This is a genomic window from Halomonas sp. HMF6819, assembly GCF_044335525.1.
In the GTDB taxonomy this organism is placed as follows: Bacteria; Pseudomonadota; Gammaproteobacteria; order Pseudomonadales; family Halomonadaceae; genus Vreelandella.
The window spans coordinates 26811-50867 of record NZ_JBIQVY010000001.1 but is presented as its reverse complement, the minus strand read 5'-3'; the positions used below and the strand labels follow the sequence as shown (position 1 = coordinate 50867).

Sequence of the window (24057 nt, the reverse complement as noted above, 5' to 3'; positions counted from 1 at the left end):
AACGTAAAACACGGGCTGGCGTCACTTAAAAGCCATATAACATGATGTCAAAACCTTAATATTGACTTTAGTAGCACACAACATTACTTTATGAAAAACACTTTCCCAGATCTGGTGAAATGAATTTAAATTACTTGAAAATATTCGTGATCATTGCCGATCAGGGGTCGATAACGGCGGCCTCAAAGGCGCTGGGAATTCCCAACTCGACGGTCGCCAGGCAGCTCACACAGCTCGAGAATCAGCTGGGCAAACAGTTGATACTGCGAAGTACCCGGCACCTTCGCATGACCGAAGAAGGCAAGCGTATTTATCAAAAAGCAGCGTCACTTATCACCGAGCTCGACGAGGTTGAAAACGAGATAAAGTCCGAGCAAGGCTACTTATCCGGAAAGATCACCTTGGCGATACCTTCCGAGTTTGGCGTTAAATGGCTTAATGAGATAATTGCCGAGTTTGCACTTACCCATCCCAACGTCTCTATCGAGTGCATTACAAGCATGGCACCGCTGGATCCCGTAAGGAGGGATATCGACATTTCCATTGCCTATCATCGCGGTAACTTAGAAGACAGTAGTTTAATCATGCGACAACTCGTTAAACTTTCCAGTGTCGTTGTTGCCTCCCCTGAGTTGATAAAAACGTATGGAACGCCAAAGGCTATCGCAGAGCTTGAAAGTTTGCCCTGCCTATCGACACTTCTCGCTCTTAAAGAGAACCCCTGGCACTTCATTGGCCAGGATAACGCGTTATTTCACCTCAACGTCAGCTCGCACTATAAGGTGGATAGTAGCCAACTGCTGATTGCCGGCGCACTAAAGGGTATCGGTTACGCCATCATACCCAGAGTTTTTTGCGAGCAGCATCTCGACACCGGTCGCCTGATCGAGATCAATCTCGATCACACGCCGGCTCCTCTGGAAATCGTGGCTATTTACCCCAACCGCGCCATCAACCACCGGTCCAAAAGACTCGTCGAGGTGATCGCCAGCGCGTTGACCCAAACGCTGGGCTGACTCGCCTTTAAACGTGTTCGCCGTCACCTATGCGCTGTACGCCCTTTCGTCTGAAACTCGATCACTCTTTTTTATCCGGCACGTCTACCGGCGCGGTCCAGATCGGCACGTCCTCTTTTTGTGGCTCGTTCTCCTGTTCATCCATGGCGCTGCTAAGCGCTTCTTCCAAACGCCTGAAGAGCTCGCCATAACGGCGGCTGAAGCGCTGGCCGCCTTCGATCTCTTTCCAGGCCTCGAATAGCTCCGCATCGTGCGCGTCTTCGCTTTGCACGAAAGACCAGGCCATCTTTTTGGCGCGCATCGGGTGTACGCCGAGCGCGGTGAGCGCGTGGCTGCCAAGCTCCAAAGCCGAGTGGTAGGTTTCGCTAACGACGTCGTCGGCGCCTGCCTCGCGCAGGCGATAGCCGTGGCCGCGGTCATAGGCGCGGGCCAGCACCCACACGTTCGGATAAAAGCGTTTGACGTGCTCGACGGTGCTCACGGCGCGGTCCAGGTCGTCGATCGCCACCACCAGCAAGCGGGCGTTGGCGATGCCGGCGCGGTCGAGCAGATCCGCGCGGCTGGCATCACCAAAATAGCTTGTGATGTTGATACTGCGTGCGTTCTCTATCTGCTTGAGCTCTAAATCCAGCGCGACCAAAGGCACATCGCTCGCTCTCAAAAGCCGGCAGACGATCTGACCAAAGCGCCCGGCGCCGGCCACGATCACCGGCGACTGCTCGTCGAAGTCATCCGCCTCTTGAGGCTCGGTTTTACCGGCGAGATAGCGCGGCACCACGAGCTTGTCAAAGGCGATGAACAGAAGCGGCGTCAAAAACATCGAAAACGCCACCACCAGCGCCAGCAGCTCGGCAAGCCCCTCACCGATGACGCCGTTCTGACGCGTGTAGGTCAAAAGCACGAAGCCGAACTCGCCGGCCTGGGCCAGGCTTAGCGTCATCAGCCAGCCGTTGCTGCCGCGAATGCCGAACGCGTAGGCAAGCCCAATCAGCAGCGCCCCCTTGACCGCCATGACGCCAACGCCCAGCAGCACCACGGCATGCCACTGCTCGATGAGCACGCTGAAATTGATGCCCGCCCCAACGGTAATGAAGAAAAGCCCCAGCAATAGCCCCTTGAACGGCTCGATATTGGCCTCGAGCTCGTGCTTGAACTCACTGTTCGCCAGCACCACGCCGGCCAGAAAAGCGCCCAGCGCTGGCGAAAGATTCACCAGCCCCATCAGCGCGGCGATGCCGATCACCAGCATCAGGGCACTGGCGGTAAAGATTTCACGAAGATTGGATTTCACTACGTAGCGAAACAGCAGCGGCATCAGGTAATAACCGGCGCCGATGACAAACCCTACGGCCCCCACTACCACCAGCGCGTGGGCCCAGCCCGGTAGACTCGCCACCAGGTCGGCATTGTCGTGACCGGCCTGAGTCGAGCTTGTGTCCACGCCGGCCACCGCCAGCAGCGGAATCAGTGCCAAAATGGGAATGACCGCCATGTCCTGAAACAGCAAAATGGAGAACGCGCTGCGCCCGCCTTCGGTGGCGGCGAGCCCCTTTTCGTTCAGCGTTTGGAGCACGATGGCGGTAGAGGAAAGCGCCAGCACCAGCCCGACGGCCAGCGCCGTTTGCCACACCACGCCGAGCCATACGCCGATCGCGGTGCCGGCGGCGGCGGTCAGTACCACCTGGAGCCCGCCCAGGCCCAAAAGCCTGACGCGCATCGCCCAGAGACTTTTCGGGTCGAGCTCCATGCCGACCAGAAACAGCATCATCACCACGCCAAACTCGGCGAAGTGCTGGATGGTGTCGGTCTCCTGACCGACCAGCCCGAGCGCCGGGCCGATCACCACACCCGCGACCAGATATCCCAACACCGAGCCAAGGCCGAAACGCTTGGCCAGCGGCACGGCGATCACCGCCGCGAGTAGATAGATAAAGGCTTGAATGAAAATGTGGGTCATCGACTCTCTCGGGGTGCGCGGCGCGCTTGATAAAGATGTTATACGCAACAGCGGCGCTGAAACGCGGCCGGCTTGACAGACCGCACTAAAACGTTATGTACTAGTACGCTAGTACAATCGAAAAAGGCTTTTTTGACGTGGCTAACAACGTACCGGATGGGGCGGCAGAGGATGGTTTCAAGTCCGAGCTCGTCCGCTATCTGCTCGACATCGACACCGCGCACGCGATGGATGACGCGCTCGATAGCCTGCTAACGCCGTCAGAATATCAGGAAATCGCTAAACGGCTACAAATTTTCAAGCTGCTCGATGAAGGCGTGGCACACCGAAAAATCGCCGAAACCCTGGGCGTCGGTATCGCCACGGTTTCCCGAGGCGCCCGCGCATTTTCTTCCAACACGCACGTATTCAAGGACACGCCATGAGCGCCGGCCCCACGCCTTTTACTCTGCCGCGCAAGCCGCACTACGTCACGCTTGCCGCCGACTGCGATTTCTTCGCGCTGTTTCAAAAGATCGAACGTGCCTTCGAGAACTGCTACATGCTCGAATCCCTGGGCGAAGATAGCCACATGGCGCGCCACTCTATCATCGGCTTCGACCCGGAGTACTTGATCTACGCTAACGGACAAACGCTTACGATCGAGCACCGCGACGGTGACATCAATCACCACGAAAGCGACAACCCTTATGAGCTTCTACGCTCGCTGATGCCGCAGAACATCATCTCGCGCAAGTACGCCGGCGGCCTGTCGGGTTATCTGGGTTACGACGCCATGCAGTATTTCGAGCCGACGCTTAACCTCAAGGCGAGCGACGATTTCGACACTTTCCGCTTCGGCCTTTACAAGGACGGGCTGATTCTCGACAAGATGACCGGTGAGGTCACCTACTTTTACTATGACGACAGCCGCTTCGAGTATTTGCAGGGGCTGATCGAATCCGACGACGTTAGCCCCGGCGCGCTCAAGATTACCGCACTTGGCGACACCATGACCCGCGACGAGCACGCGGCGGCGGTGGCAAAGGTGAAGCAGGATATCGTCGACGGCAAGGTGTTCCAGTGCGAGGTAGGCTTCAAAAAGCGCTTTCGCATCGAAGGCGACACGTTAGCGCTTTACGGCGAACTCAGGCGCATCAACCCGTCACCGCAAATGTATTTTGTGAAGTTCGGCGAACAGCGGCTGATCGGCGCAAGCCCCGAGCTTCTGTTTCGCCTGCGCCAGGGAGAAATGGAGACCTTTCCACTGGCCGGCACAACGACCCGCGGCAAGAACGCCCAGGAAGACACCCAGCTTGCCCGCGCGCTGTTGAACGACCCCAAGGAGATCGCCGAGCACAACATGATCGTAGACCTGCACCGCAACGATATCGGTCGGGTCGCCCAGTTCGGCACGGTGAAGGTGCGAAGCCTGATGGACATCAAACGCTTTAGCCACGTGCAGCATATCTCCAGCGAGATCGTCGGTATCATCGATCAAAACGAGGATATGTTCACCGCGCTTGCCAGCAACTTCCCCGCGGGGACGCTGACCGGCGCGCCAAAAATCGAGGCGATGAAGATCATCGATGATCTGGAAACCGATGGCCGCGGCCCCTACGGCGGTGCGGTGGGCCAGTTTTCCTTCAACGGCGACTGCACCTTCGCTATTCCCATCCGCACGGTGTTCGTCAACGGCGAAAACGCCTACGTGCAGACCTGCGGCGGCAACGTTTATGACAGCAACGCCGAGGACGAGTACGAGGAGATCCGCCGCAAGTTCGCCGGCACCCGCAAGGCCCTGGCACCGTTCATGGACGAGCCGGATGACGTCAAAGGATCTGAAACCGCCACGGAGAGCCCGGCATGAACGTCCTGATCATCGACAACTACGACTCCTTCACCTACAACCTCTACCAGTTCATCGGCGAGATACTGACCGCTGAGAAAAACCGCGGCGCGCTCGAGCGCTTTAGCATCACGGTCAAGCGCAACGACGAGATCGACTTCGACGCCGTGGCGGCCATGGCGCCGGATCGCATCATCATCTCGCCCGGGCCGGGTTCGCCGGATGACCCGCGCTATTTCGGCGTCTGCGGTGAGGTGATCGAGAAGCTGGGCCCGACCACACCGCTTTTGGGCGTGTGTCTAGGGATGCAGGGCATCGTTCACGTCTTTGGTGGGCAGGTGATCAAGGCGCCGCTGCCGATGCACGGCAAAATCAGCCCGATCAACCACGACGGCCGCTCGGTCTTCAAGGCCGTGCCCGACCAGCTCGAGGTAATGCGCTACCACTCGCTGATTGCCGATGCGGCCTCGCTTCCCGAGTGTTTGGAAGTGACCGCGACCGTCGGCGGGCTCCAGGCGTCGAACTTTGCCGAGCGCGAGCGCTGGCAGGCCGCCGGCGAGTTCGAGCTGATGGGCGTCAAGCACCGCGACTATCCGATTCACGGCATCCAGTTCCACCCGGAGTCGTTCGCCACCGAAGGCGGCAAGGAGCTGATCGGTAACTTCCTGCTGGCGTGATGCTTCGAATATCCATAAAAAACCGAGCGCTTTTACAAGCGCTCGGTTTTTTGATTACGGGAGGCCGTTTGGCAGCGCTAGCGCTTGCCTTTACCCCGAGCGGGTTTGGCCGATGTGGCCCGCCCCTTTCCTGCCGGCTTGCCGCCGTTTTTGGCCAAAGGCTTACCGGCGGTTTTAGTGGCCGACTTGCCGGCGGGCTTTCCTGATCGCTTTGCCTGAGCGGCATTACCTGCCGCCTTTGGCTTGCCCTTTACCGGCGGCTTGCCGGCCCCTTTGGGCGCGGGTTTGCCGCTACCAGGTTTACCTCGCCCTGCGGGTTTGGTCTTGTGAGCGGTACCGCTTCGCGCCTTCGGGGCACCCGCCTGGCGGGGGGCGCCCTTTTTCGCGCGCGGTTTCGGCTTTTGCGTCGCGGGCGGCGGCGCGTCCTCGGAGCCCTCGGTGAGACGGACGATCGTGTCGATCTCCTTGGGCGTTAGATCGCGCCAATCACCCAGTGCCAGGCCCTTGAGCGCAACGTTCATGATGCGCGTACGCACGAGTTCCACCACCTCGAAACCGAAGTATTCGCACATGCGGCGAATCTGGCGATTTAGACCCTGCACCAGGGTGATGTTGAAGGCAAACGTCGACACCTTCTCCACCTTGCACTTTTTGGTGACTTGGCCAAGGATCGGCACGCCGGCCTGCATACCTTCAATAAACTCGTCGGTCACGGGCTTGTTGACCGTGACCACGTACTCCTTTTCGTGATTGTTGTTGGCTCTGAGAATCTTGTTGACCAAGTCGCCGTTGTTGGTCAGCAGGATCAGCCCCTGAGAGTCCTTATCGAGGCGACCGATGGGGAAGATACGCACGCCGTGGCCCACGAAATCGACGATATTGGCCTTTTCGCTGGACTCGGTGGTGCTGACGATCCCCACCGGCTTATTCAGCGCGATCAGCACCAGATCCTCGGCTTCCTGAGGTTCGATCTCCTGACCGTTGACCTTGACCCGGTCGCCGGCCACGACCTGATCGCCGGTCGTCGCGCGGCGCCCGTTGATGTAGACGTTGCCCTGCTCGACGAAGCGGTCGGCCTCGCGGCGCGAGCAGAGCCCGCTTTCGCTGATGTACTTGTTGATCCGGGTCGATGTTTTAAGCGACATAACACGCCTGACTTGCGTTTAAAAAGAAACGCCGCCGCCCAGGGGCGGCGGCCAGAGGACACGCCTCGCGCGTTATCCGGTGTTTCTGAGCCCGGCGGCGATGCCGGCCATGGTCACCATTAACGCCCGCGAAAGATCGGCGCTGATCGCGCCGTCGGCGTCGCGGTTACGCTGCAAAAGCTCCGCCTGCAGGCCGTGAAGCGGGTCGATGTAGGGATTGCGTACGTCGATCGCCTGACGAATCAGCGGCGTGTTCTCCAACAGCGCCTTTTGATCGGCGATATCCAGTACCGCGATTTCAAGGCGCGCAAAGCGCTCACGCAGCTGTTTACCCAGCGCCTTGAGTGAGGGCTCGTCTACCAGCCGGTGCTCGTAGTAGGCGGCGATCGCCACGTCCGCCTTGGCCAACAGCATCTCGAGCATGTCGAGATAGGTGCCGAAAAACGGCCACTCGCGGCGCATCTCCTGAAGGACTTCTCGCCCGCCGGGTTGCTCGAGGCGATTGGCGAAAGCCTCGCCGCTGCCAAGCCAGGCCGGCAGCATCAGGCGTATCTGGGTCCAGGCGAAGATCCAGGGGATGGCACGCAGGGTTTCCACGCCGCCGTCCTGGCGCCGTTTAGTCGGTCGCGAGCCCAGCGGCAGCCGCCCCAGGGCGCCTTCCGGCGTCACCGCGCGGAAATAGGGCACGAAATCCGGGTCCTCGCGAACCACGCCGACGTAGCCCGCGTGCGCCACGCGGGCGAGCTCGTCCATCTCCTTGCGCCACTCGGGCTGCGGGGCCGGCGGTGGCAGCAGTGTGGCCTCCAGCACCGCGCAGGCGTAAATCTCCATCGAGCGCAGCGCGATATCCGGTTGGCCAAACTTGAAGCGAATCATCTCGCCCTGCTCGGTCACCCTCAAACTTCCGTTCACCGAGCCCGGCGGCTGGGACAAAATCGCCGCGTGGGCCGGGCCGCCTCCTCGCCCGACGGTGCCGCCGCGCCCGTGAAACAGCGTCAAGTCGACCCCGTGGCGCTTGCACACCTCGACCAGCGACTCCTGAGCGCGGTACTGCGCCCAGGCCGCGGCCAGCTGACCGGCGTCCTTGGCGGAGTCGGAGTAGCCGATCATCACTTCCTGGCGGTCCTTGACCAGCGACCGATAGCCCGGCAGCGCCAGGAGTTTATCGATGGCGCCAGCGGCGTTGTCCAGGTCGTTGAGCGTCTCGAACAGCGGGGCAATGGGTAGCGACACGCGCCCACCGGTCTCTTTCATCAAAAGTGCGACGGTGAGTACGTCCGAGGGCTCGGCGGCCATGGAGATGATATAGGTGCCCAGCGCCTCGGCGTGCTCACCCGCAATCACCTTGAAGGTATCGATCACCTCACGAGATTCCGCCGAGCACTCCCAGCGTCTTGGAATGAGCGGGCGGCTGGAGGCCAACTCCTCGAGCAAAAACGCCTGGCGCTCGGCCTCATCCCACTGCTGGTAGTGGCCAAGGCCAAGTTCGCTGGTCAGCTCTTCCATCAGTTGGGTATGGCGGCTCGCCTCCTGGCGCAGGTCGAGCTTGGTGAGCGTTACGCCAAACACCGCCACGCGGCGCAGCGTATCGAGCAGCGCCCCGTTGGCGACGGTGTCCAAGCCGACATCGCAAAGCGAGCGGTAACAGGCCAGAAGCGGCGCGTAGAGCTGATCACGGGTTTCGATGATCGGTCCGCCGTCGAAGTTTTGACCATCGAGGCCGGCTTTCGCCCAGTCGCGCGTCGCCTCGACCTTCTGCAGCAGGCGCTTCAAGAGCTCGCGGTAGGGCTCGGTCACGTCGCCCACCTCGGCTTTCATGGCGCTGTTCGCCTTCCACATGGAAAGCTCGGTCTTGAGTTGCTCGAGATCGCGAAGGTAGAGATCCGCCGCCATCCAGCGACCGAGCAGCAGCACCTCTTTGGTCACGCGCGCGGTCACGTTCGGGTTGCCATCACGATCCCCGCCCATCCAGGAGGCGTAGCGGATCGGCGCGGCGTCCAGCGGCAGGCGCTCGCCGGCGGTTTCCAGCAGCAGGTTGTCCAAATCGCGGTGAAAATCCGGCACCGCCTGCCAAAGCGAGTTCTCGATCACCGCGAAGCCCCACTTGGCCTCGTCCACCGGGGTCGGCCGCTCGTGGCGAATTTCGTCGGTATGCCAGGCCTGGCTGATCAGCTCGTTGAGCCGGCCGCGGGCGCGTTCGCCGCGCTCGGGGTACTCGTCAGCGCTTTCGATAACGCTCAAGCACTCGTCGATGGCGTCGTATTTTTGAATCAGGGTGCGGCGAATGACTTCGGTCGGGTGAGCGGTCAGCACGAGCTCGACGCGCATGTTGGCCAGCGTCTCGACCAGCGAGCGCGGCGAGTTGCCGGCCTGACGGGCGCGCTCCAAAAGCTCGCCCAGCACCGGCTGCGTGCCGGGCTTGTAATCCTCGACGCGGCGAAAGCGCGCGCGGTAGTGCTGCTCGGCGATATTGGCCAAGTTGAGAAACTGGTTGAACGCGCGGGTGACCGGTAGCAAATCACGCTCGGGCAGCTCGCGCAGGTACTCGATCAGCGCGCGCTGCTGAAGCGTATCGCCCTGGCGGCCCTGCTTGGCGTGGGCGCGAATCGTCTCGATTTTATCGACGAAGCTCTGACCCAGGTCGTCGGCGATAGTACGCCCAAGACTGTCGCCTAAAATACGTACGTTCTCACGAAGCGATTCGTGTAGATCATGACTCATTAACCTGGCCTCCCGGAAAGTCCATGTGGGGTGGTGTTGTTTTTAACTGCGCTCCTGGCGCTTGGCGGCCTGCCAGTGGCGCTCCATTTCGTCGAGAGTGGCGTTTGACATCGAGCGCTGCGACTCCTCAAGGCCGCGCTCGACGTAGCGAAAGCGGCGCTCGAACTTGGCGTTGGTCGCGCGCAGGCACGTCTCGGGGTCGGCATCGAGGGTACGCGCGAGATTGGCCACGGCGAACAGCAGATCCCCGACTTCCTCGCGCGCGTGGGCCGTATCATTGGCGGCCAGCGCCTCTTCGACTTCGCCAAGCTCTTCGCGAATCTTGTCGAGCACGCCGCGGGTATCCGGCCAGTCGAACCCGACCCGCGCGGCGCGTTTGGAAAGCTTGTGAGCACGGCTCAGCGCCGGCAGCGCCCTCGGCACGTCGTCGAGTGCCGAGGAACGTTCCTCTGCGCGACCCTCGCGCTCGTCGGCCTTCAGTGCTTCCCAGCGGTGTTTGACCTGGCGCTGTTCGACATCGTCAGCGCTTTCTTCCGGCGCACGGCGCGATTCGAGCGTACCCTCGGGAAACACGTGGGGGTGGCGACGAATCATCTTGCGCGTGAGCGTATCGACCACGTCAAAAAAATCAAAGCGCTGCTCTTCATGGCCGAACTGCGCGTAGTAAACGATTTGAAAAAGCAAATCACCGAGTTCGCCGGGCAGCTCATCGAAGGCGCGCCGCTCGATGGCATCGGCGACTTCATACGCCTCTTCGATGGTATGGGGCACGATGGTGTCCCAGCGCTGCTCGACATCCCAGGGGCAGCCTTGGGTCGGGTCGCGCAACACGCGCATCAATTCGAGCAGGTCAGCCAGTTCGTAACGCATCAGTGGCTCCCCTTGCGCGCGTTCTTGTCCGGGTCAGCGTCGCGCAGCCGGCGCACTTCGGTGACGTTGGGCAGTTGCTGAATGCGTGAGAAAAGCCGCCCCAGGGTTTCGAGACCGTCGACTTCCAGCGTGATACGAAGCCTTGCGATGCTTTCGTCGGTGTCGGTAAGGGTGTTCACCGCCAGCACGTTGACCTTTTCATTGCCCAAAAGACCGGTCACGTCGCGCAGAAGGCCAGAGCGGTCCCATGCCTGAATTTCGATGGCCACCGGGTAGCGGGTGTGGGCGCGCTCGCCCCACTCCACTTCGATGATGCGCTGCGGCTCGTCGAGGCGGTGCTGCAGCACGTTCGAGCACTCCTGACGGTGAATCGTCACGCCGCGCCCTTGGGTGATGAAGCCGATGATCGGCTCGCCGGGTACCGGGTTGCAGCAGTTCGCCATGTTGGTTTTCAGGTTGCCTACGCCCAGTACAGTGATATCGCCCTGAGGGGCCTTGCTCTGCTGGCGGCGCGGCTTGGCCAACAGCCGCTCGAGCTTTTCCTGATCGTCGCTTTCGCCAAAGAGCTGCTGGGCCTGATGAAGCACCTGGCCAATGCGTAGGTCCCCCGCCCCGAGAGCGGCGTACATATCATCGGCACTTTGGTAGTTGACCGCCTCGGCGAGCTTTTGCATATCGAGGCCGTCGACGTCCAGGCGCTTCATCTCGCGCTCGAACAGCGCCCTCCCTTCTTCCAGGTTCTGATCCCGCGCCTGATACTTGAACCAGGCCTGGATTTTGGCCCGAGCGCGGGAGGTGCGCACGTAACCCAGGCTCGGGTTGAGCCAGTCGCGGCTGGGGCCGCCCTTGGTCGCGGTCAGGATTTCGACCTGCTGACCGGTTTTCAGCTTGTAGTTGAGCGGCACGATGCGCCCGTTGATTTTGGCGCCGCGGCAGCGATGGCCGATTTCGGTATGCACCCGGTAGGCGAAGTCGATGGGCGTGGCGATGCGCGGCAGATCGATCACGTGGCCGTCCGGGGTGAACACGTAGATTCGATCCGGGGCGACATCGCTTGCAAGCCCTTCGCGCAGGTCACCGTAGCCACCGACCTCGTCCTGCCACTCGAGCACCTGCCTAAGCCAGGCGATCTTCTCTTCGTAGCTGCGGCTTTTGGCATTGGTGTCGTGGCCCTTGTAGCGCCAGTGGGCACAGACGCCAAGCTCGGCTTCGTCGTGCATGGAGAAGGTGCGAATCTGGATTTCGAGAACCTTGTTCTCCGGCCCCATGACGGCGGTGTGAAGCGACTGATAGCCATTTTTTTTCGGGTTGGCGATGTAGTCGTCGAATTCGTTGGGCACGTGGTGCCAGCGCGAATGCACGATGCCCAGCACCGTGTAGCAGTCGGTCACCGCCGGCACCAGAATGCGCACCGCGCGGACGTCGTGCACCTGGGAGAAGTCGATCCGCTTGCGCTTCATTTTGCGCCAGATCGAGTATATGTGCTTGGCGCGCCCTTTCACGTCGAAATCATTGATGTTCTGGGCGCGCATCAGCGTCTCGAGCGTGCCCACCACGTCCTGAATGTAGCGATCACGGTCGAGGCGCTTTTCAGCCAGGAGCTTGGCGATGGTCTTGTAATCCTGCTCGTGCAGGTAGCGAAACGAGAGATCCTCAAGCTCCCACTTGATCTGGCCGATCCCGAGGCGGTGCGCCAGCGGCGCGTAGATATCGGCGACCTCACGGGCGACCTGCAGGCACTTCTCGCGCGGGGCGTCCTTGACTTGGCGCAGCGCGCAGGTGCGCTCGGCGATCTTGATCAGCGCCACGCGCACGTCGCTGACCATGTTGACCAGCATCTTGCGCAGGTTTTCCTGCTGGTTGTGCTGGGCCATGGCGTGATTCGAGACCAGCGGGTAGCTGATGGCCGCCATCTGCAGCACGCCGTCGATCAGGCTGGAGACCTCTTCGCCAAAGCGCTTGGTGATGCCCTCAAGGCTGATCAGCCCTTCGCGCACCGAGCGGTAGAGCACCGCCGCCTCGAGCGCTGCCTGATCGAGCTTGAGATCGGCGAGAATGTCTGCCATCTCGAGCCCCATGCGAAAGCTCATGCCCGGCGACAGCCACACGCGATGGGTCTTGGGCGCCTGACGCTCGAGCATTTCGGCCAGCTCGCAGGCCTCGATCAGCCGCTCGGGCTCGGGTAGACGAACGCTCTCTTTCAAGCGCGTCAACCACTGCTCTACATCCACCCGGCCGGTCTGGGTCAGCGGCTGGTCTTCACGCACTTTCACCATGGCAATGACTCGTCCTTTGAACTAACGGCGCTTACCCCGCTGTAAGTGTAGCGCCAAATGAGGGCCTAACCTCGGTATTCGAACAGCACCATCGTTTCAACGTGTGCGGTATGTACGAACATGTCCGCCACGGCCACCGCCGCCATGCGATAGCCCTGACTTGAAAGATGCGCCGCATCGCGAGCAAGCGTTGCCGGGTCGCAGGAGATATACACCACACTGGGCACACGGTGGCGGCCAAGCGCTTGGCAAATCGCCTCGGCGCCGTCGCGAGGCGGGTCGAGCACGACCGCTTCAATGGCCTCGTCGCCCTCGAACAGCGCCGCCACGCTCGCCTCGCGGTTCAAGTCCGCTTGACGTGCGACTAACTCGAGCCCGTGGCGCGCGGCGTTTTGCTCGATCCGCTCGACCATGTCCTGGCTACCCTCGACGGCGTGCACGCTCGCGCCACTTAGCGCCAGCGGCACACTGAAGTTACCGATGCCGGCGAAGAGGTCAAGTACGCGTGGCGCCGGCGAAGATGCAAGCGTCGGTGTCAGCCACTCCAGCACCTGGTTCACCATGCGCTGGTTGACCTGTTGATTCACCTGAAGAAAATCCCCGGGCTCGAAGCCGAGCGTTACGTTGACCGGCGCCTTTTGATCGACAACGCTTGCGCCAAGGCCCAGCTCGTCCTCGAGGACTGGCACCTCGACGAACCACTCGAGTGTCGCATTCTCACGCCCGACGAAGGCGCCGACGCTCACGCCCTGCGCCAATGCAAAGTCGCGCCAGGCGGCAGCGTCCTGGGCGTTAGCCTTAAGCTGGCGCACCAGCACCACCGGCGCCCCCAGGGGTTTGATCAGCTCGAGATGCCCTACCTGACGCGGAGCGCTCAGGGTGTCGAGCAGCGCCTTGAGCGGTGCGATCAGCCCTGAGAGCTCGGGCACCAGCACGTGGCAGTGTTCGATGTTCACCAAGCGGTGGCTACCGGCTGCCCGAAAGCCCAGCAGCACGTTCTCCTGACCATCCACGCGTACGCCCAATCGGGCCCGGCGGCGGTAGTGCTCGGTGTCGCCGTCGAGCAGCGTAACGTCGGGTAGCGTCATGGCCTGGCGGGCGAAGAGCTCCTCGACCACCTGACGTTTGTGCTCGCGCTGAGCCGTAAGCGCCAGGTGCTGCAAATCGCAGCCGCCGCAGCGCTCGAAATAGGGGCACGGCGGCGTGACCCGGTTCTCCGAGCGGGTCAAAAGCGCCTTGACGTGAGCCTCGTCGAAGCGCTTTCTCTGAATATGCACCGCCGCTTCGACGGTTTCGCCGGGCAGCGCTTTTTCGACGAACACGGTTTTACCCACCGCGTTATGGGCGATACCGCGCCCGTCGTGGGCGAGCCGGTCGATGGTCAAGGCACTGCCTTCGACACCTTTCACAGGCGCAGCGGCGGGCGTACGAGCTAGCCCGGAGTGGCCGGATTTAGGGCGCGGCGGCCGCTTTTTACCCAGCATAAAAGCGATCCAGCACCGTGGGGTCTATCCAGAGCATCGTGTATTCCAATCGTCGTGTTTCAAAAAATGGAGCCTGTCCGAGCTTTCAGCCCTACGCGCATCGTTAAACGTGCCGGCTTAGGACTCCGTATCGAACAGGTTGGTCGAAAGGTAGCGGTCGCCACGGTCGCAGACGATAAAGACGATCACCGCGTTCTCCACCTGCTCGGCAATGCGCAGCGCCCCCGCCAGGCTACCGCCGGAGGAGACGCCGGCAAGAATGCCCTCTTCCCGGGCCAGCCTTCGCATGTGGCTTTCGGCCTCTTTTTGGCCAATATCGAGCACCGTGTCCACCCGCGGGGCCTCGAAGATGGCCGGAAGGTACGCTTCGGGCCAGCGGCGAATACCGGGAATGCTCGCGCCGTCTGCCGGCTGAAGACCCACGATCTCGATCGCGCTGTTTTGCTCCTTCAAATAGCGCGACACACCCATGATGGTGCCGGTGGTGCCCATGGAGCTGACGAAGTGAGTGATCTCGCCGCCGGTCTGGCGCCAAAGCTCCGGGCCAGTGGTGCGATAGTGCGCCAGCGGGTTATCCGGGTTGGCGAACTGGTTCAGAGGCTTGCCCTTGCCGCTAGCAATCATCTCATCGGCGATGTCACGGGCTTCTTCCATGCCGCCCTGCTGGCTTGCAGAAATTAGCGTGGCCCCGAAGGCTGCCATGGCCTGCTTGCGCTCGCTGGAGGCGTTTTCCGGCATCACCAGCACCATGTTGTAGCCCTTGATCGCGGCGGCCATTGCCAGTGCAATGCCGGTATTGCCCGAGGTGGCTTCCACGAGGGTATCGCCTGGCGTGATCTCACCGCGCGCCTCGGCCTCGGCCAGCATCGACAGCGCCGGGCGGTCCTTCACCGAGCCTGCCGGGTTGTTGCCTTCGAGCTTGGCCAACAGCGTGTTGTTACGCCCGGCGCTGATGCGCTTTAACCGCACCAGCGGCGTATTGCCGATCACATCTTCAAGCGTGGGATAGTCCATCGTCCATTCCTTATCATCACCGTTGTGTTGCATTATATCGAGGCTGCCTGTGACTGGACAGGCAACCCACGGAATCAATGAGTTTCTTTCATGTCCCTGAATACGCGTACGCTGCTGGCTTTAGTAGGCATTCCGCTTGTGATTTACGCCGCCATGGCCGCGCTACTACTCCTTCACAACGCCGGTACCGAGCAGCGCCTGTTTACCGAGCAACTGGTCAGCGCCAGTGAAGTGCTGGCGCCGGGGCTCAACGATGCGCTGAGCGACGGCGACGAACCCCGCGTGGAGCGCCTGGCGCGCCAGCTCATGGAGTACAAGAATCTGCGGGCGCTGACGCTGTTCGACGAAAAAGGTAACCGAGTACTGGTACTGGGGCGCCCGCTTCTGGCCGCGCAGCGGCTCAGTGTGCCGCGCACCACCACCCTCATCGAAGACCGCAACATCTGGCGCTTGCAGGTTCCGCTATCGGTCTATCACGGCAACGACGGGGCGGGCGTCGGCGGAAGTGGCCGCTGGCTCGAAGCCGAAGTCGACACCCGCACGCTGACCCTGGAGCGCTACCGGCTGTTGGCGCTGCTGAGCCTGGGCGGCGCCGCGCTGGGCGCCCTTTTGCTGCTTTTATGGCGCGCGATGCGCCGCTATCTCACTCGCCCGATTGAGCGCGCCAACCAGGCGCTCTTTCGCCTTGCCCACGGCGATTACGAGCGCCGTTTAGGCAAGCACGAAGCGGCCGAGTTCGACGCGCTAGGGCAAAGCATCAATCAGGTTGGCGAGCATCTCCAGCATTTTCAGCGCGACATGCAGCGCCAGATCGAACTGGCTACCAAGGAGCTTTGTGAGTCGATGGAAACCGTCGAGGAGCAGAGCATCAAACTGGATCTTGCGCATCGTAGCGCGGTCAAGGCCAACGCGGTCAAGTCCGAGTTTCTGGCTAACATGAGCCACGAAATCCGCACGCCGCTCAATGGCATCATCGGATTTTGCCGCCTACTCGGGCGCTCCGAGCTCGACAAGCGACAGCTCGAATGGCTGCGCCAAGTCCACCGCGGCTGCGACAACCTGCTGTTACTGGTCAACGACGTGCTCGATTTCTCGAAGCTCGAGGCTGATCAGCTTAGCCTCGAGGAGGTGGAGTTCGATATGGCGACGGTAGTCGATGACGTCATTGGCCTGAACGCACCGGAGGCTCAACGAAAGGGGCTCCATCTACTGGGCCTTGCCTTCGACGATATCCCCACCCCGCTGTGCGGCGATCCGATGCGACTTCAGCAGGTGCTCAACAACCTGATCGGCAACGCCATCAAGTTCACAAGCGCAGGAGACGTGGTGGTGCGCGCCGAGCTTGCGCAGCAAGAAGGCCAGCATGTCGTGCTCAACGTAAGCGTCAGCGATACCGGGATCGGCCTTAGCGCCGAGCAGCAGCACGGGCTGTTCGATGCCTTTACCCAAGCCTCCCCCAGCCACTCGCGAGAGTATGGCGGCAGTGGCCTGGGCCTGAGCATCTGCCGTCAGCTGATTGCGCGCATGGGCGGCGACATTACGATCGACAGCGCACTGGGTGAAGGCGCGCGGTTCTCATTTACGCTCCCTCTGCGCGCCCACAGCGCGGTAAGTTCGCGAGCCCCGCTCGACTTGAACCAGGCGGTGGTGCGCCTGCACGAGCCTCACCCGACCACGCGCGCGATGCTGGAAAACTGGCTGACCCACTGGGGCGCCCGCCCGGTGTCGTTTACCGACACCGATGACACGGCGCTTTTGATGCTGGCGCTCACCCCGGAAGATTTCGTCGCACCGCGCAGGGAGTACTGGGAGTCAGTGATCGAGCAGGCCCAGCGCCCCACTCTGATTCTGGCCCTCGGCGCGCAGCTCGACCTGCCCGAATGGCCGCTGCCATTTGGCGGTGACATCGTCAGCAAACCGTTAACACGCCACCGGATGGTCGCGGCACTTGAAACACTGCTTCCCAGCAGCACCACACCGGCTGACGAACTCGAGGACGAGCTCGCAGCGACAGGGCCGGTCAGCGTACTGATCGTGGACGATAACGCCGCGAATCGCATGCTGCTCAAGGCGCTGCTGGAAAGCGAGCGCTTGGAGGTGACGCTGGCCGACAGCGGCCATAGCGCGCTCGACTACGCGCGGGTGCGCTACTTCGATCTGGTGTTGATGGATATTCGCATGCCGGGGCTCGACGGGATTGAGACCAGTCGGGCGCTTCGCCAGATCGATGGTACCTGGGCACGCTGCCCGATCGTTGCGGTCACCGCTCACGTACCGGATCACCAGCGCCAGCGCTGGCTCGCCCAAGGCCTCGACGATGTGCTGCTAAAACCCGTGGACGAAGCCGCGCTGGAGAAACTGACCCAACGCTTTTTGGGCATGAGGCTAGCGCCGCCGGTCGATGAGGTGATTGAGGCCGGCAAGTTCAAAACGAGTAGCGCACTGCCCGCGCTCGATTTGGCGCTAGGCGCTGCCCGGGCCGGTGGAAACGAGGCTTTCGCCAAGCGCCAGCTACTGCTTTTGATCGATAGTCTCACGCAAAGCAAGGCGCAGATCGAGCAGGCCCTCGAGGAGAACGATCATGAAGCGCTGCTCGAAGCGGTTCACGCGCTCAACGGCGCCTGTCGTTACTGCGGCGCCCCGGCACTCGGTGAGGCAGCCTCCGAGCTCGAACAAGCGCTTCACCGCCATGATTTCGATGAATCGACCCATATCTCAAAAGCGCTCGAGGCGCAGGCGATGGCCCTGCTCGACGAAATCCGGGCGCTGAGCGCCCAGCGCTTCATGCTCGTTTGATCGCCCAGTCAGCACTCGAGCACGACGAAGGCGAGCGCGTACTCCGCCTCGTCGCTGATCGACACGTGGGCGCTTTGGGCACCGCTTTGCTCGAAAAGCCGCCTGGCTTCGCCGGCAAGCTCGAGAACGGGTTTGCCGAGCGAGTCGTTGAGTACCTGGATTTCGCGCCACTGCATCCCGGCGCGAAGGCCAAGCCCCAGCGCCTTGACGAAGGCCTCCTTGGCCGCGAAGCGCTTTGCCAGATACGCCGGCGAGCGGTGTCGGCTCACCCAGTTCTCGTGCTCCAAAGGGCCCAGAATGCGGGCGGCGAAGCGTTCACCGTGACGCGCCACGGCAGTGTCAAAGCGTGCGATCCGCGCAATGTCCGACCCGATACCAACGATCATGCTCAGTGCCCGCAGCAGCCGTTCGCGTGGTCATGGTCATGATCGTGCTCATCGAGCGCGGCCATCAGCCCCGCTTCCTGACCGGCGATGATCAAACGCTTCATTTCCGCCACCGCCTCCTTGAGCCCGACGAACAGCGCTCGGGCAATGATGGCGTGGCCGATGTTCAGTTCGTTGACACCGGGAAGCGCGGCGATCGCTTCGGCGTTATGATAGTGAAGGCCGTGGCCCGCGTTGACCACCAGCCCCAGCGACACCGCGTGGATCGCCGCAGCGTTGAGCCGGGCATATTCGTCGTTGGCGGCTTGCGAGCCCATGACCGCTTCGGCAAAGGCGCCGGTGTGCAGCTCGATGGTCGGCGCCCCGGCGCGGTGCGCGGCATCGATCTGCTCAACCTCCGGGTCGATGAACAGCGATACGTCGCAGCCGGCGCGGGCCAAACGCTCGCAGGCGATTTGAATTTGATCGAAGCCGCCCACCACGTCCAGCCCACCTTCGGTCGTCAGCTCCTCACGCTTTTCCGGCACCAGGCAAACGTGGGCCGGTTTGAGCTCTTCGGCAAGCGTGAGCATCTCCTCGGTCACCGCCATTTCCAGGTTCATGCGCGTATTGAGCACCTCGGCCAAAAGGCGTACGTCCCGCGGCTGGATATGGCGGCGATCTTCGCGAAGGTGAACCGTGATACCGTCAGCGCCGGCTTCTTCTGCCAGCAGTGCGGCCTGCACCGGGTCCGGGTAGCGCGTACCGCGGGCCTGTCTGAGCGTGGCGATGTGATCGATATTGACACCGAGTAAAATCCGCGGGGGGTGCATGGCGCTCTCCAGTGCGTGATCCGAAAGTGAATGCGTCGGTTAAAAATTGACGTTGTAAAAACCAGAACTTAAAGCGCTAAATACCGGGGAGTGTTCAGGACTCGCCCTGCTTCACGCGGCGCCGGGCCAGATCTACCATCAGCTCGCGCGAGCGCAAAGGCTTTGACCCTAAGTGCGGCGCGAGTGCGGCGCGCATGACCGCCTTGAGCGCCCCAGAAAGCCCGTCCGGGGTCCAGTCGCCCTGGTCGAGAAGGCGCAGCGCCCGGCCTTCAATGCCCCGGTCAAAGGCTACGAAAGCGCGACTTTGCGACTCGAAGCGGTAGCGCCCCTGAGGGTCGAGAGCGTCGCCTTCCGGGGTGGTGAAGCGCGGCGTCGCCCCGAGCGCATCAAGCAACGCCCACTCGAAGCGGCGAAGCGCCAGTGCCCGCCCGGCCGGCTGGGGCAGCGCGTCGAGCAGCGCGCTATAGAAGGCGAATACCTCCTCGGCGGCGAGCTCCAAAGGCAGCAGACGCGTGGCGATTTCGTTGGCGTAAAGCCCGCAAAGAAGCCCTTCCCCCACCAGCAGCGCCGTTTGCCCGCGCGACTCCATCAGGGTCAGACGCTTTAACTCGTGATCACCACGCCAGGCCACGAACAGCGGCGTGAACGGCTGCAGACGCTGGCGAGATTTAGAGCCCGGGCGCTGGCCGCCGTGGGCCACCGCCCGAATGCGCCCGTGGTTCAGCGTCAGCAGATCCACCAGCGCGCTGGTTTCGCGGTAAGGCCGCCGGTGGAGCAAAAACGCGGGCTCGGCCATGGCGGGCTTGCTCAATCGAGATCGTAGCCCAGGCTTTTAAGCGCCCGGTCGTCGTCGGACCAGCCGCGCTTGACCTTCACCCACAGGTTCAGCATCACCTTGGTCCCCAGGGTGCGCTCCATGTCCAGGCGCGCCTCACGGCCAATGCTCTTGATGCGTTCGCCGTTTTCGCCGATCAAAATGACTTTTTGGCCTTGGCGCTCGACCAGGATCAGGGCGCTGATGTGAGTGACGCGCTCGGTCTCGCGGAACTCTTCGATCTCGACGGTCATCTGATACGGCAGCTCATCGCCGAGCTGGCGCATGACTTTTTCGCGCACAAGCTCGGCGGCCATAAAGCGAAGGCTGCGATCGGTGATCTGATCGTCCGGGAAGAAGTGAATACTCTCCGGCAGGTGTTTGGCGACCTCCTCTTCCAGGGCCTCGACCTGGGTGCCGTGCTTGGCGGAAATCGGAATCACCGCGGCAAACTCGCGACGCGCGCCGACCTCCTCAAGCCAGGGCAGTAGCGAGGCCTTGTCCTGCAGACGGTCTACCTTGTTGACCGCAAGCACCACCGGCGCCTTTACGTGCTCCAAGCGCGCCAGCACCGCCTGGTCTTCCTCGGTCCAGCGCGTGCGGTCTATGATGAACACCACGCAGTCGACGTCGCGCAGCGCCTGGGTAGCTGCTTGGTTCATGAAGCGGTTGATCGCCTTGTTACGATCCTTGGACATGATGTGCATGCCCGGGGTATCGACATAGATGAACTGGGTCTCGTCGATCGTCTTGATGCCCATGACCTGATGGCGCGTGGTTTGCGGGCGCCGGGAGGTGATGGACACCTTCTGGCCCAGAATACGATTCATGAGGGTCGATTTGCCTACGTTAGGCCGCCCAACGATGGCCACAAAGCCGCAGGTTTGACTCATGACGCGGGATCTCCGGGAGTTTTTTCAAGATGGGTGAGCGCCTGTTCGGCGGCTTGCTGCTCGGCGTGACGACGGCTGGGGCCCTTACCGGTCGTATGCTCGCTCAAAAGATCGATATAGCACTCGACGGTAAAGGTCTGAGCGTGGGCCTCGCCTTTCACGGAGACGACTTCATAGCGTGGAAGCGCCGCCTGACGCGACTGTAGAAACTCCTGCAGACGGGTCTTCGGGTCCTTTTGGGTATCCTGAAGCGAGGTGCTCTCGAGGCGCTCCCGATACCAGGCAAGTACGCGCTCGCGCACCGCGTCCATACCGGCGTCGAGGTAGATTGCGCCAATCACCGCCTCGACCGCGTCGGCCAGAATCGACTCGCGCCGATGCCCGCCGCTTTTCATCTCGCCGGAGCCCAGCCGTAAACACTCGCCAAAGGCCATTTCACGGGCAAGCTCTGCCAGAGTTTGGCCCTTGACCAGGCGCGCGCGCAGGCGAGAAAGCTGGCCCTCACGGGCCTGGGGGAAGCGCTCGAAAAGCGCCTCGGCGATGACGAAATTGACGATCGAGTCACCCAGAAACTCCAGGCGCTCGTTGTTGCGCCCACCGAAACTGCGGTGGGTCATCGCCAGTTCCAGAAGCGACTCGTCGCCAAAGGTGTAGCCGATTCGTCGGCAAAAAGCGTTCAGGGAATTACTCACGATGCTCCTACGTCTTCGACGTTGACCTGGGCGGTGCGACTCATTCGATTCGCCTTACGCTCGAAAAACTGGGCAGTCCGCCGTCCCAGTGCATCCAGACGGCAAAGGCGCGCCCGACGATGTTCTCCTCCGGCACGAACCCCCAGTAGCGGCTGTCGTTGGACTGGTCGCGGTTATCACCCATCATGAAATACTCGCCCTCGGGCACGATGACTTCGCCCATCTGCGGGCCCGGGTCGCGAGGATTGTTGTAAATTGCGTGGCTGATCGGCCCCAGCCGCTCATTCAATAATAGCTGCTGCGGCGAGGCGGCGGGCCCCTCCTCGATCAGCGTTTTAGCGACCGGCTCGCCGTTGATGTAGAGCTGCTTGCCCTCGTAGCGAACGCGATCGCCGGGCAGGCCCACTACGCGCTTGATGAAGTTTACTGACGGCTCGTCGGGGAATCGAAACACCATGACATCGCCACGCTCGGGGTCGCCTACTTCGACGAAGCGCTCGTTGATCACCGGCAGGCGCAACCCGTAGGCGAACTTGTTGACCAGAATGAAATCGCCCACTTCGAGGGTTGGCCGCATGGAGCCGGAAGGAATCTGGAACGGCTCGACGATGAAGCTTCTGACTACCAGCACGACCAGCAGCACCGGAAACAGCGAGCGCGAGTAATCGACCGGCCAGGACTCTTTTTCGAGCTTGGCGCGGGTGGTGGCATCGAGCTCGCCCTGGGCGGCCTGTTCGGCATTATTCAGGCGGCGGCGGCGACGCGGGCGAAACCACAGGGCGTCGAGCAGGTAGATGACCCCGGTGATTGCGACGGCCAGTACCAGTAGTAGTGAAAAATCCATGAGGGTGTCGTCTTCCTAGTCGTTGACCTTGAGCACAGCAAGGAAGGCATCCTGAGGGATTTCCACACGCCCGACCTGCTTCATCCGTTTCTTACCCGCCTTTTGCTTCTCCAACAGCTTTTTCTTACGGCTGACATCGCCGCCGTAGCACTTGGCGGTGACGTTCTTACGCAGCGCCTTGACGGTGGAGCGCGCCACGACCTGGCCGCCGATAGCCGCCTGGATCGCCACGTCAAACATCTGGCGCGGAATTAACTCGCGCATCTTCTCGACCAGCAGGCGCCCGCGGGAGTGGGCGTGATCGCGGTGAATGATCACCGCCAGCGCGTCGACCTTGTCACCGTTGATCAGGACGTCCAGCCGCACGAGCTTCGCCGCCTCGAAGCGCTCGAAGTTGTACTCGAGCGAGGCATAGCCCTTGGAGATCGACTTGAGCCGGTCGAAAAAGTCCATCACCACTTCCGACATCGGAAGCTCATAAGTGAGCTGGATTTGGCTACCCAGAAACTGCATGTCGCGCTGCGTGCCGCGGCGCTGCTCGCACTCGGTGATCACGTTGCCGACGTAGTCCTGGGGCACGAGAATACTCGCCCGCACCACCGGCTCACGCATCTCGTCGACATCCGCCATGTCGGGCAGTTTCGAGGGGTTGGAGACGTAGTTGACGTCGCCGTTTTTCATCGCGAGCTCGTACACCACCGTGGGCGCGGTGGTCAGCAAATCGAGGTCGTACTCGCGCTCGAGGCGCTCCTGAACGATCTCCATGTGGAGCGTGCCCAGAAAGCCGACGCGAAAACCAAAGCCCAGCGCGTCGGAGTTTTCCGGCTCGTAATCGAGCGAGGCGTCGTTGAGCGCGAGTTTTTCCAGCGCGTCGCGAAAATCCTCGTAGTCGTCGGCGCTGACCGGAAACATGCCCGCATAGACCTGGGGCTTGACCTTTTGAAAACCGGGCAGCCTTGCCACGTCCGGCGATTTGGTATGGGTGATGGTATCACCGACCGGCGCGCCGTGAATTTCCTTGATACCGGCAACGATGAAGCCGACTTCGCCGGCGCGCAGCATGCCGGTCTCCTTTCGCAGCGGCGTGAAGATACCGACTTCCGAGGTGTTCCAGTCGCGCCCGGTCGACTTGATACGAATCTTGTCGCCCTTTTTGAGTGTGCCGTCGAAAAGACGCACCAGCGATACGACGCCCAGGTAGTTATCGAACCAGGAGTCAATGATCAGCGCCTGAAGCGGCGCGTCCGGATCGCCCTTGGGCGGCGGAATGTCACGCACCAGCCGCTCCAAAAGCTCGTCGATGCCGATGCCACTTTTCGCCGAGACCTGGCAGGCATCAGTGGCGTCGAGCCCAATGATCTCTTCGATTTCGTGGCCGACGCGGTCCGGGTCTGCTTGGGGCAGGTCGATCTTGTTGAGCACCGGCAGCACCTCGAGGCCCTGCTCGATGGCGGTGTAGCAGTTGGCTACCGACTGCGCCTCGACGCCCTGGGCAGCATCGACGACCAGCAGAGCGCCTTCGCAGGCATAGAGCGAGCGGGAGACTTCGTAGGAGAAATCGACGTGACCGGGGGTGTCGATGAAGTTGAGCTGGTAGACGCTGCCGTCGGCGGCGGTGTAGTCAAGCGTCACCGACTGCGCCTTGATGGTGATACCCCGCTCGCGCTCGATATCCATGGAATCGAGCACCTGCTCCTTGAGCTCGCGGTCGGTCAAGCCCCCGCAGGTCTGAATCAAACGATCCGACAGCGTAGACTTGCCGTGATCGATGTGAGCAATGATCGAGAAATTTCGTATATGCTTAATTTTACTAGTATTTTCTGATGACATTA

At 61.7% G+C, this 24057-nt stretch carries 19 protein-coding genes; 5 read left to right on the top strand and 14 right to left on the bottom strand.

Going from position 1 to position 24057, the window contains the following annotated elements; all coding sequences use genetic code 11:
- Window positions 1-119: 119 nt before the first annotated feature.
- Window positions 120-1016, top strand: coding sequence for a LysR family transcriptional regulator (locus ACGLWX_RS00220; protein ID WP_396236380.1), 897 nt, complete (start codon window positions 120-122; stop codon window positions 1014-1016).
- Window positions 1017-1077: 61 nt separating this feature from the next.
- Here the strand turns inward: ACGLWX_RS00220 and ACGLWX_RS00215 are convergent, their stop codons facing one another.
- Complete coding sequence (locus tag ACGLWX_RS00215; protein WP_396236378.1) at window positions 1078-2973, bottom strand: monovalent cation:proton antiporter-2 (CPA2) family protein; 1896 nt, start codon at window positions 2971-2973, stop codon at window positions 1078-1080.
- 137 nt (window positions 2974-3110) lie between these two features.
- Here ACGLWX_RS00215 and ACGLWX_RS00210 point away from each other — a divergent pair, with 137 nt between their 5' ends.
- Genes ACGLWX_RS00210 through ACGLWX_RS00200 form a run of 3 tightly spaced genes read left to right on the top strand, consistent with a single transcriptional unit; the run spans window position 3111 to window position 5478 of the window.
- Window positions 3111-3398, top strand: a complete 288-nt coding sequence (locus tag ACGLWX_RS00210) for a trp operon repressor (protein ID WP_264297492.1) — start codon at window positions 3111-3113, stop codon at window positions 3396-3398.
- The gene (locus tag ACGLWX_RS00205) at window positions 3395-4822 is read left to right on the top strand and encodes an anthranilate synthase component I family protein (protein WP_396236376.1); all 1428 of its coding nucleotides are present in this window, start codon (window positions 3395-3397) and stop codon (window positions 4820-4822) included. Before ACGLWX_RS00210 ends, ACGLWX_RS00205 begins: the two co-directional genes overlap by 4 nt.
- Window positions 4819-5478, top strand: coding sequence for an anthranilate synthase component II (locus tag ACGLWX_RS00200; protein WP_396236374.1), 660 nt, complete (start codon window positions 4819-4821; stop codon window positions 5476-5478). The genes ACGLWX_RS00205 and ACGLWX_RS00200 overlap by 4 nt, the downstream gene beginning before the upstream one ends.
- Window positions 5479-5555: 77 nt before the next feature.
- Here the strand turns inward: ACGLWX_RS00200 and rluF are convergent, their stop codons facing one another.
- The 6 genes from rluF to cysM form a co-directional block, all read right to left on the bottom strand.
- Window positions 5556-6623, bottom strand: a complete 1068-nt coding sequence (rluF, locus tag ACGLWX_RS00195) for a 23S rRNA pseudouridine(2604) synthase RluF (RefSeq protein ID WP_396236372.1) — start codon at window positions 6621-6623, stop codon at window positions 5556-5558.
- Between the two features lie 72 nt (window positions 6624-6695).
- The gene (gene ppc, locus ACGLWX_RS00190; protein ID WP_396236370.1) at window positions 6696-9344 is read right to left on the bottom strand and encodes a phosphoenolpyruvate carboxylase; all 2649 of its coding nucleotides are present in this window, start codon (window positions 9342-9344) and stop codon (window positions 6696-6698) included.
- 42 nt (window positions 9345-9386) lie between these two features.
- Window positions 9387-10214 (bottom strand): nucleoside triphosphate pyrophosphohydrolase, encoded by an 828-nt coding sequence (gene mazG, locus ACGLWX_RS00185; RefSeq protein ID WP_396236368.1) that lies wholly within the window; start codon window positions 10212-10214, stop codon window positions 9387-9389.
- The gene (relA, locus tag ACGLWX_RS00180) at window positions 10214-12490 is read right to left on the bottom strand and encodes a GTP diphosphokinase (protein WP_396236366.1); all 2277 of its coding nucleotides are present in this window, start codon (window positions 12488-12490) and stop codon (window positions 10214-10216) included. The genes mazG and relA overlap by 1 nt, the downstream gene beginning before the upstream one ends.
- Before the next feature lie 65 nt (window positions 12491-12555).
- Complete coding sequence (locus ACGLWX_RS00175) at window positions 12556-13974, bottom strand: TRAM domain-containing protein (RefSeq protein WP_396236364.1); 1419 nt, start codon at window positions 13972-13974, stop codon at window positions 12556-12558.
- A gap of 117 nt (window positions 13975-14091) precedes the next feature.
- Window positions 14092-14988 (bottom strand): cysteine synthase CysM, encoded by an 897-nt coding sequence (gene cysM, locus ACGLWX_RS00170; RefSeq protein ID WP_396236362.1) that lies wholly within the window; start codon window positions 14986-14988, stop codon window positions 14092-14094.
- A gap of 90 nt (window positions 14989-15078) precedes the next feature.
- On the opposite strand from cysM, the gene ACGLWX_RS00165 reads away from it, so the two are divergent.
- Window positions 15079-17784: an ATP-binding protein gene (locus ACGLWX_RS00165; RefSeq protein ID WP_396236360.1), complete on the top strand. Its 2706-nt coding sequence runs from the start codon at window positions 15079-15081 to the stop codon at window positions 17782-17784.
- An 8-nt stretch (window positions 17785-17792) separates the two neighbouring features.
- On the opposite strand, the gene acpS is transcribed toward ACGLWX_RS00165, so the two are convergent.
- The 7 genes from acpS to lepA form a co-directional block, all read right to left on the bottom strand.
- Window positions 17793-18170, bottom strand: a complete 378-nt coding sequence (acpS, locus tag ACGLWX_RS00160) for a holo-ACP synthase (protein ID WP_396236358.1) — start codon at window positions 18168-18170, stop codon at window positions 17793-17795.
- Between the two features lie 2 nt (window positions 18171-18172).
- Window positions 18173-18982 (bottom strand): pyridoxine 5'-phosphate synthase, encoded by an 810-nt coding sequence (pdxJ, locus tag ACGLWX_RS00155; RefSeq protein WP_396236356.1) that lies wholly within the window; start codon window positions 18980-18982, stop codon window positions 18173-18175.
- Between the two features lie 94 nt (window positions 18983-19076).
- Window positions 19077-19778 carry a DNA repair protein RecO gene (recO, locus tag ACGLWX_RS00150; protein WP_396238136.1) on the bottom strand — a complete coding sequence of 234 codons (702 nt, stop codon included), beginning with the start codon at window positions 19776-19778 and terminating at the stop codon, window positions 19077-19079.
- A gap of 11 nt (window positions 19779-19789) precedes the next feature.
- Window positions 19790-20689 carry a GTPase Era gene (gene era, locus ACGLWX_RS00145; protein WP_396236354.1) on the bottom strand — a complete coding sequence of 300 codons (900 nt, stop codon included), beginning with the start codon at window positions 20687-20689 and terminating at the stop codon, window positions 19790-19792.
- Window positions 20686-21381, bottom strand: coding sequence for a ribonuclease III (rnc, locus tag ACGLWX_RS00140; RefSeq protein ID WP_396236352.1), 696 nt, complete (start codon window positions 21379-21381; stop codon window positions 20686-20688). The genes era and rnc overlap by 4 nt, the downstream gene beginning before the upstream one ends.
- Window positions 21382-21421: 40 nt before the next feature.
- Window positions 21422-22225 (bottom strand): signal peptidase I, encoded by an 804-nt coding sequence (gene lepB, locus ACGLWX_RS00135; RefSeq protein ID WP_252108554.1) that lies wholly within the window; start codon window positions 22223-22225, stop codon window positions 21422-21424.
- A 15-nt stretch (window positions 22226-22240) separates the two neighbouring features.
- A complete protein-coding gene (gene lepA / locus ACGLWX_RS00130; protein WP_396236350.1) occupies window positions 22241-24055 on the bottom strand; it encodes a translation elongation factor 4 in 1815 nt (604 codons plus the stop codon).
- Window positions 24056-24057 lie beyond the last annotated feature (2 nt).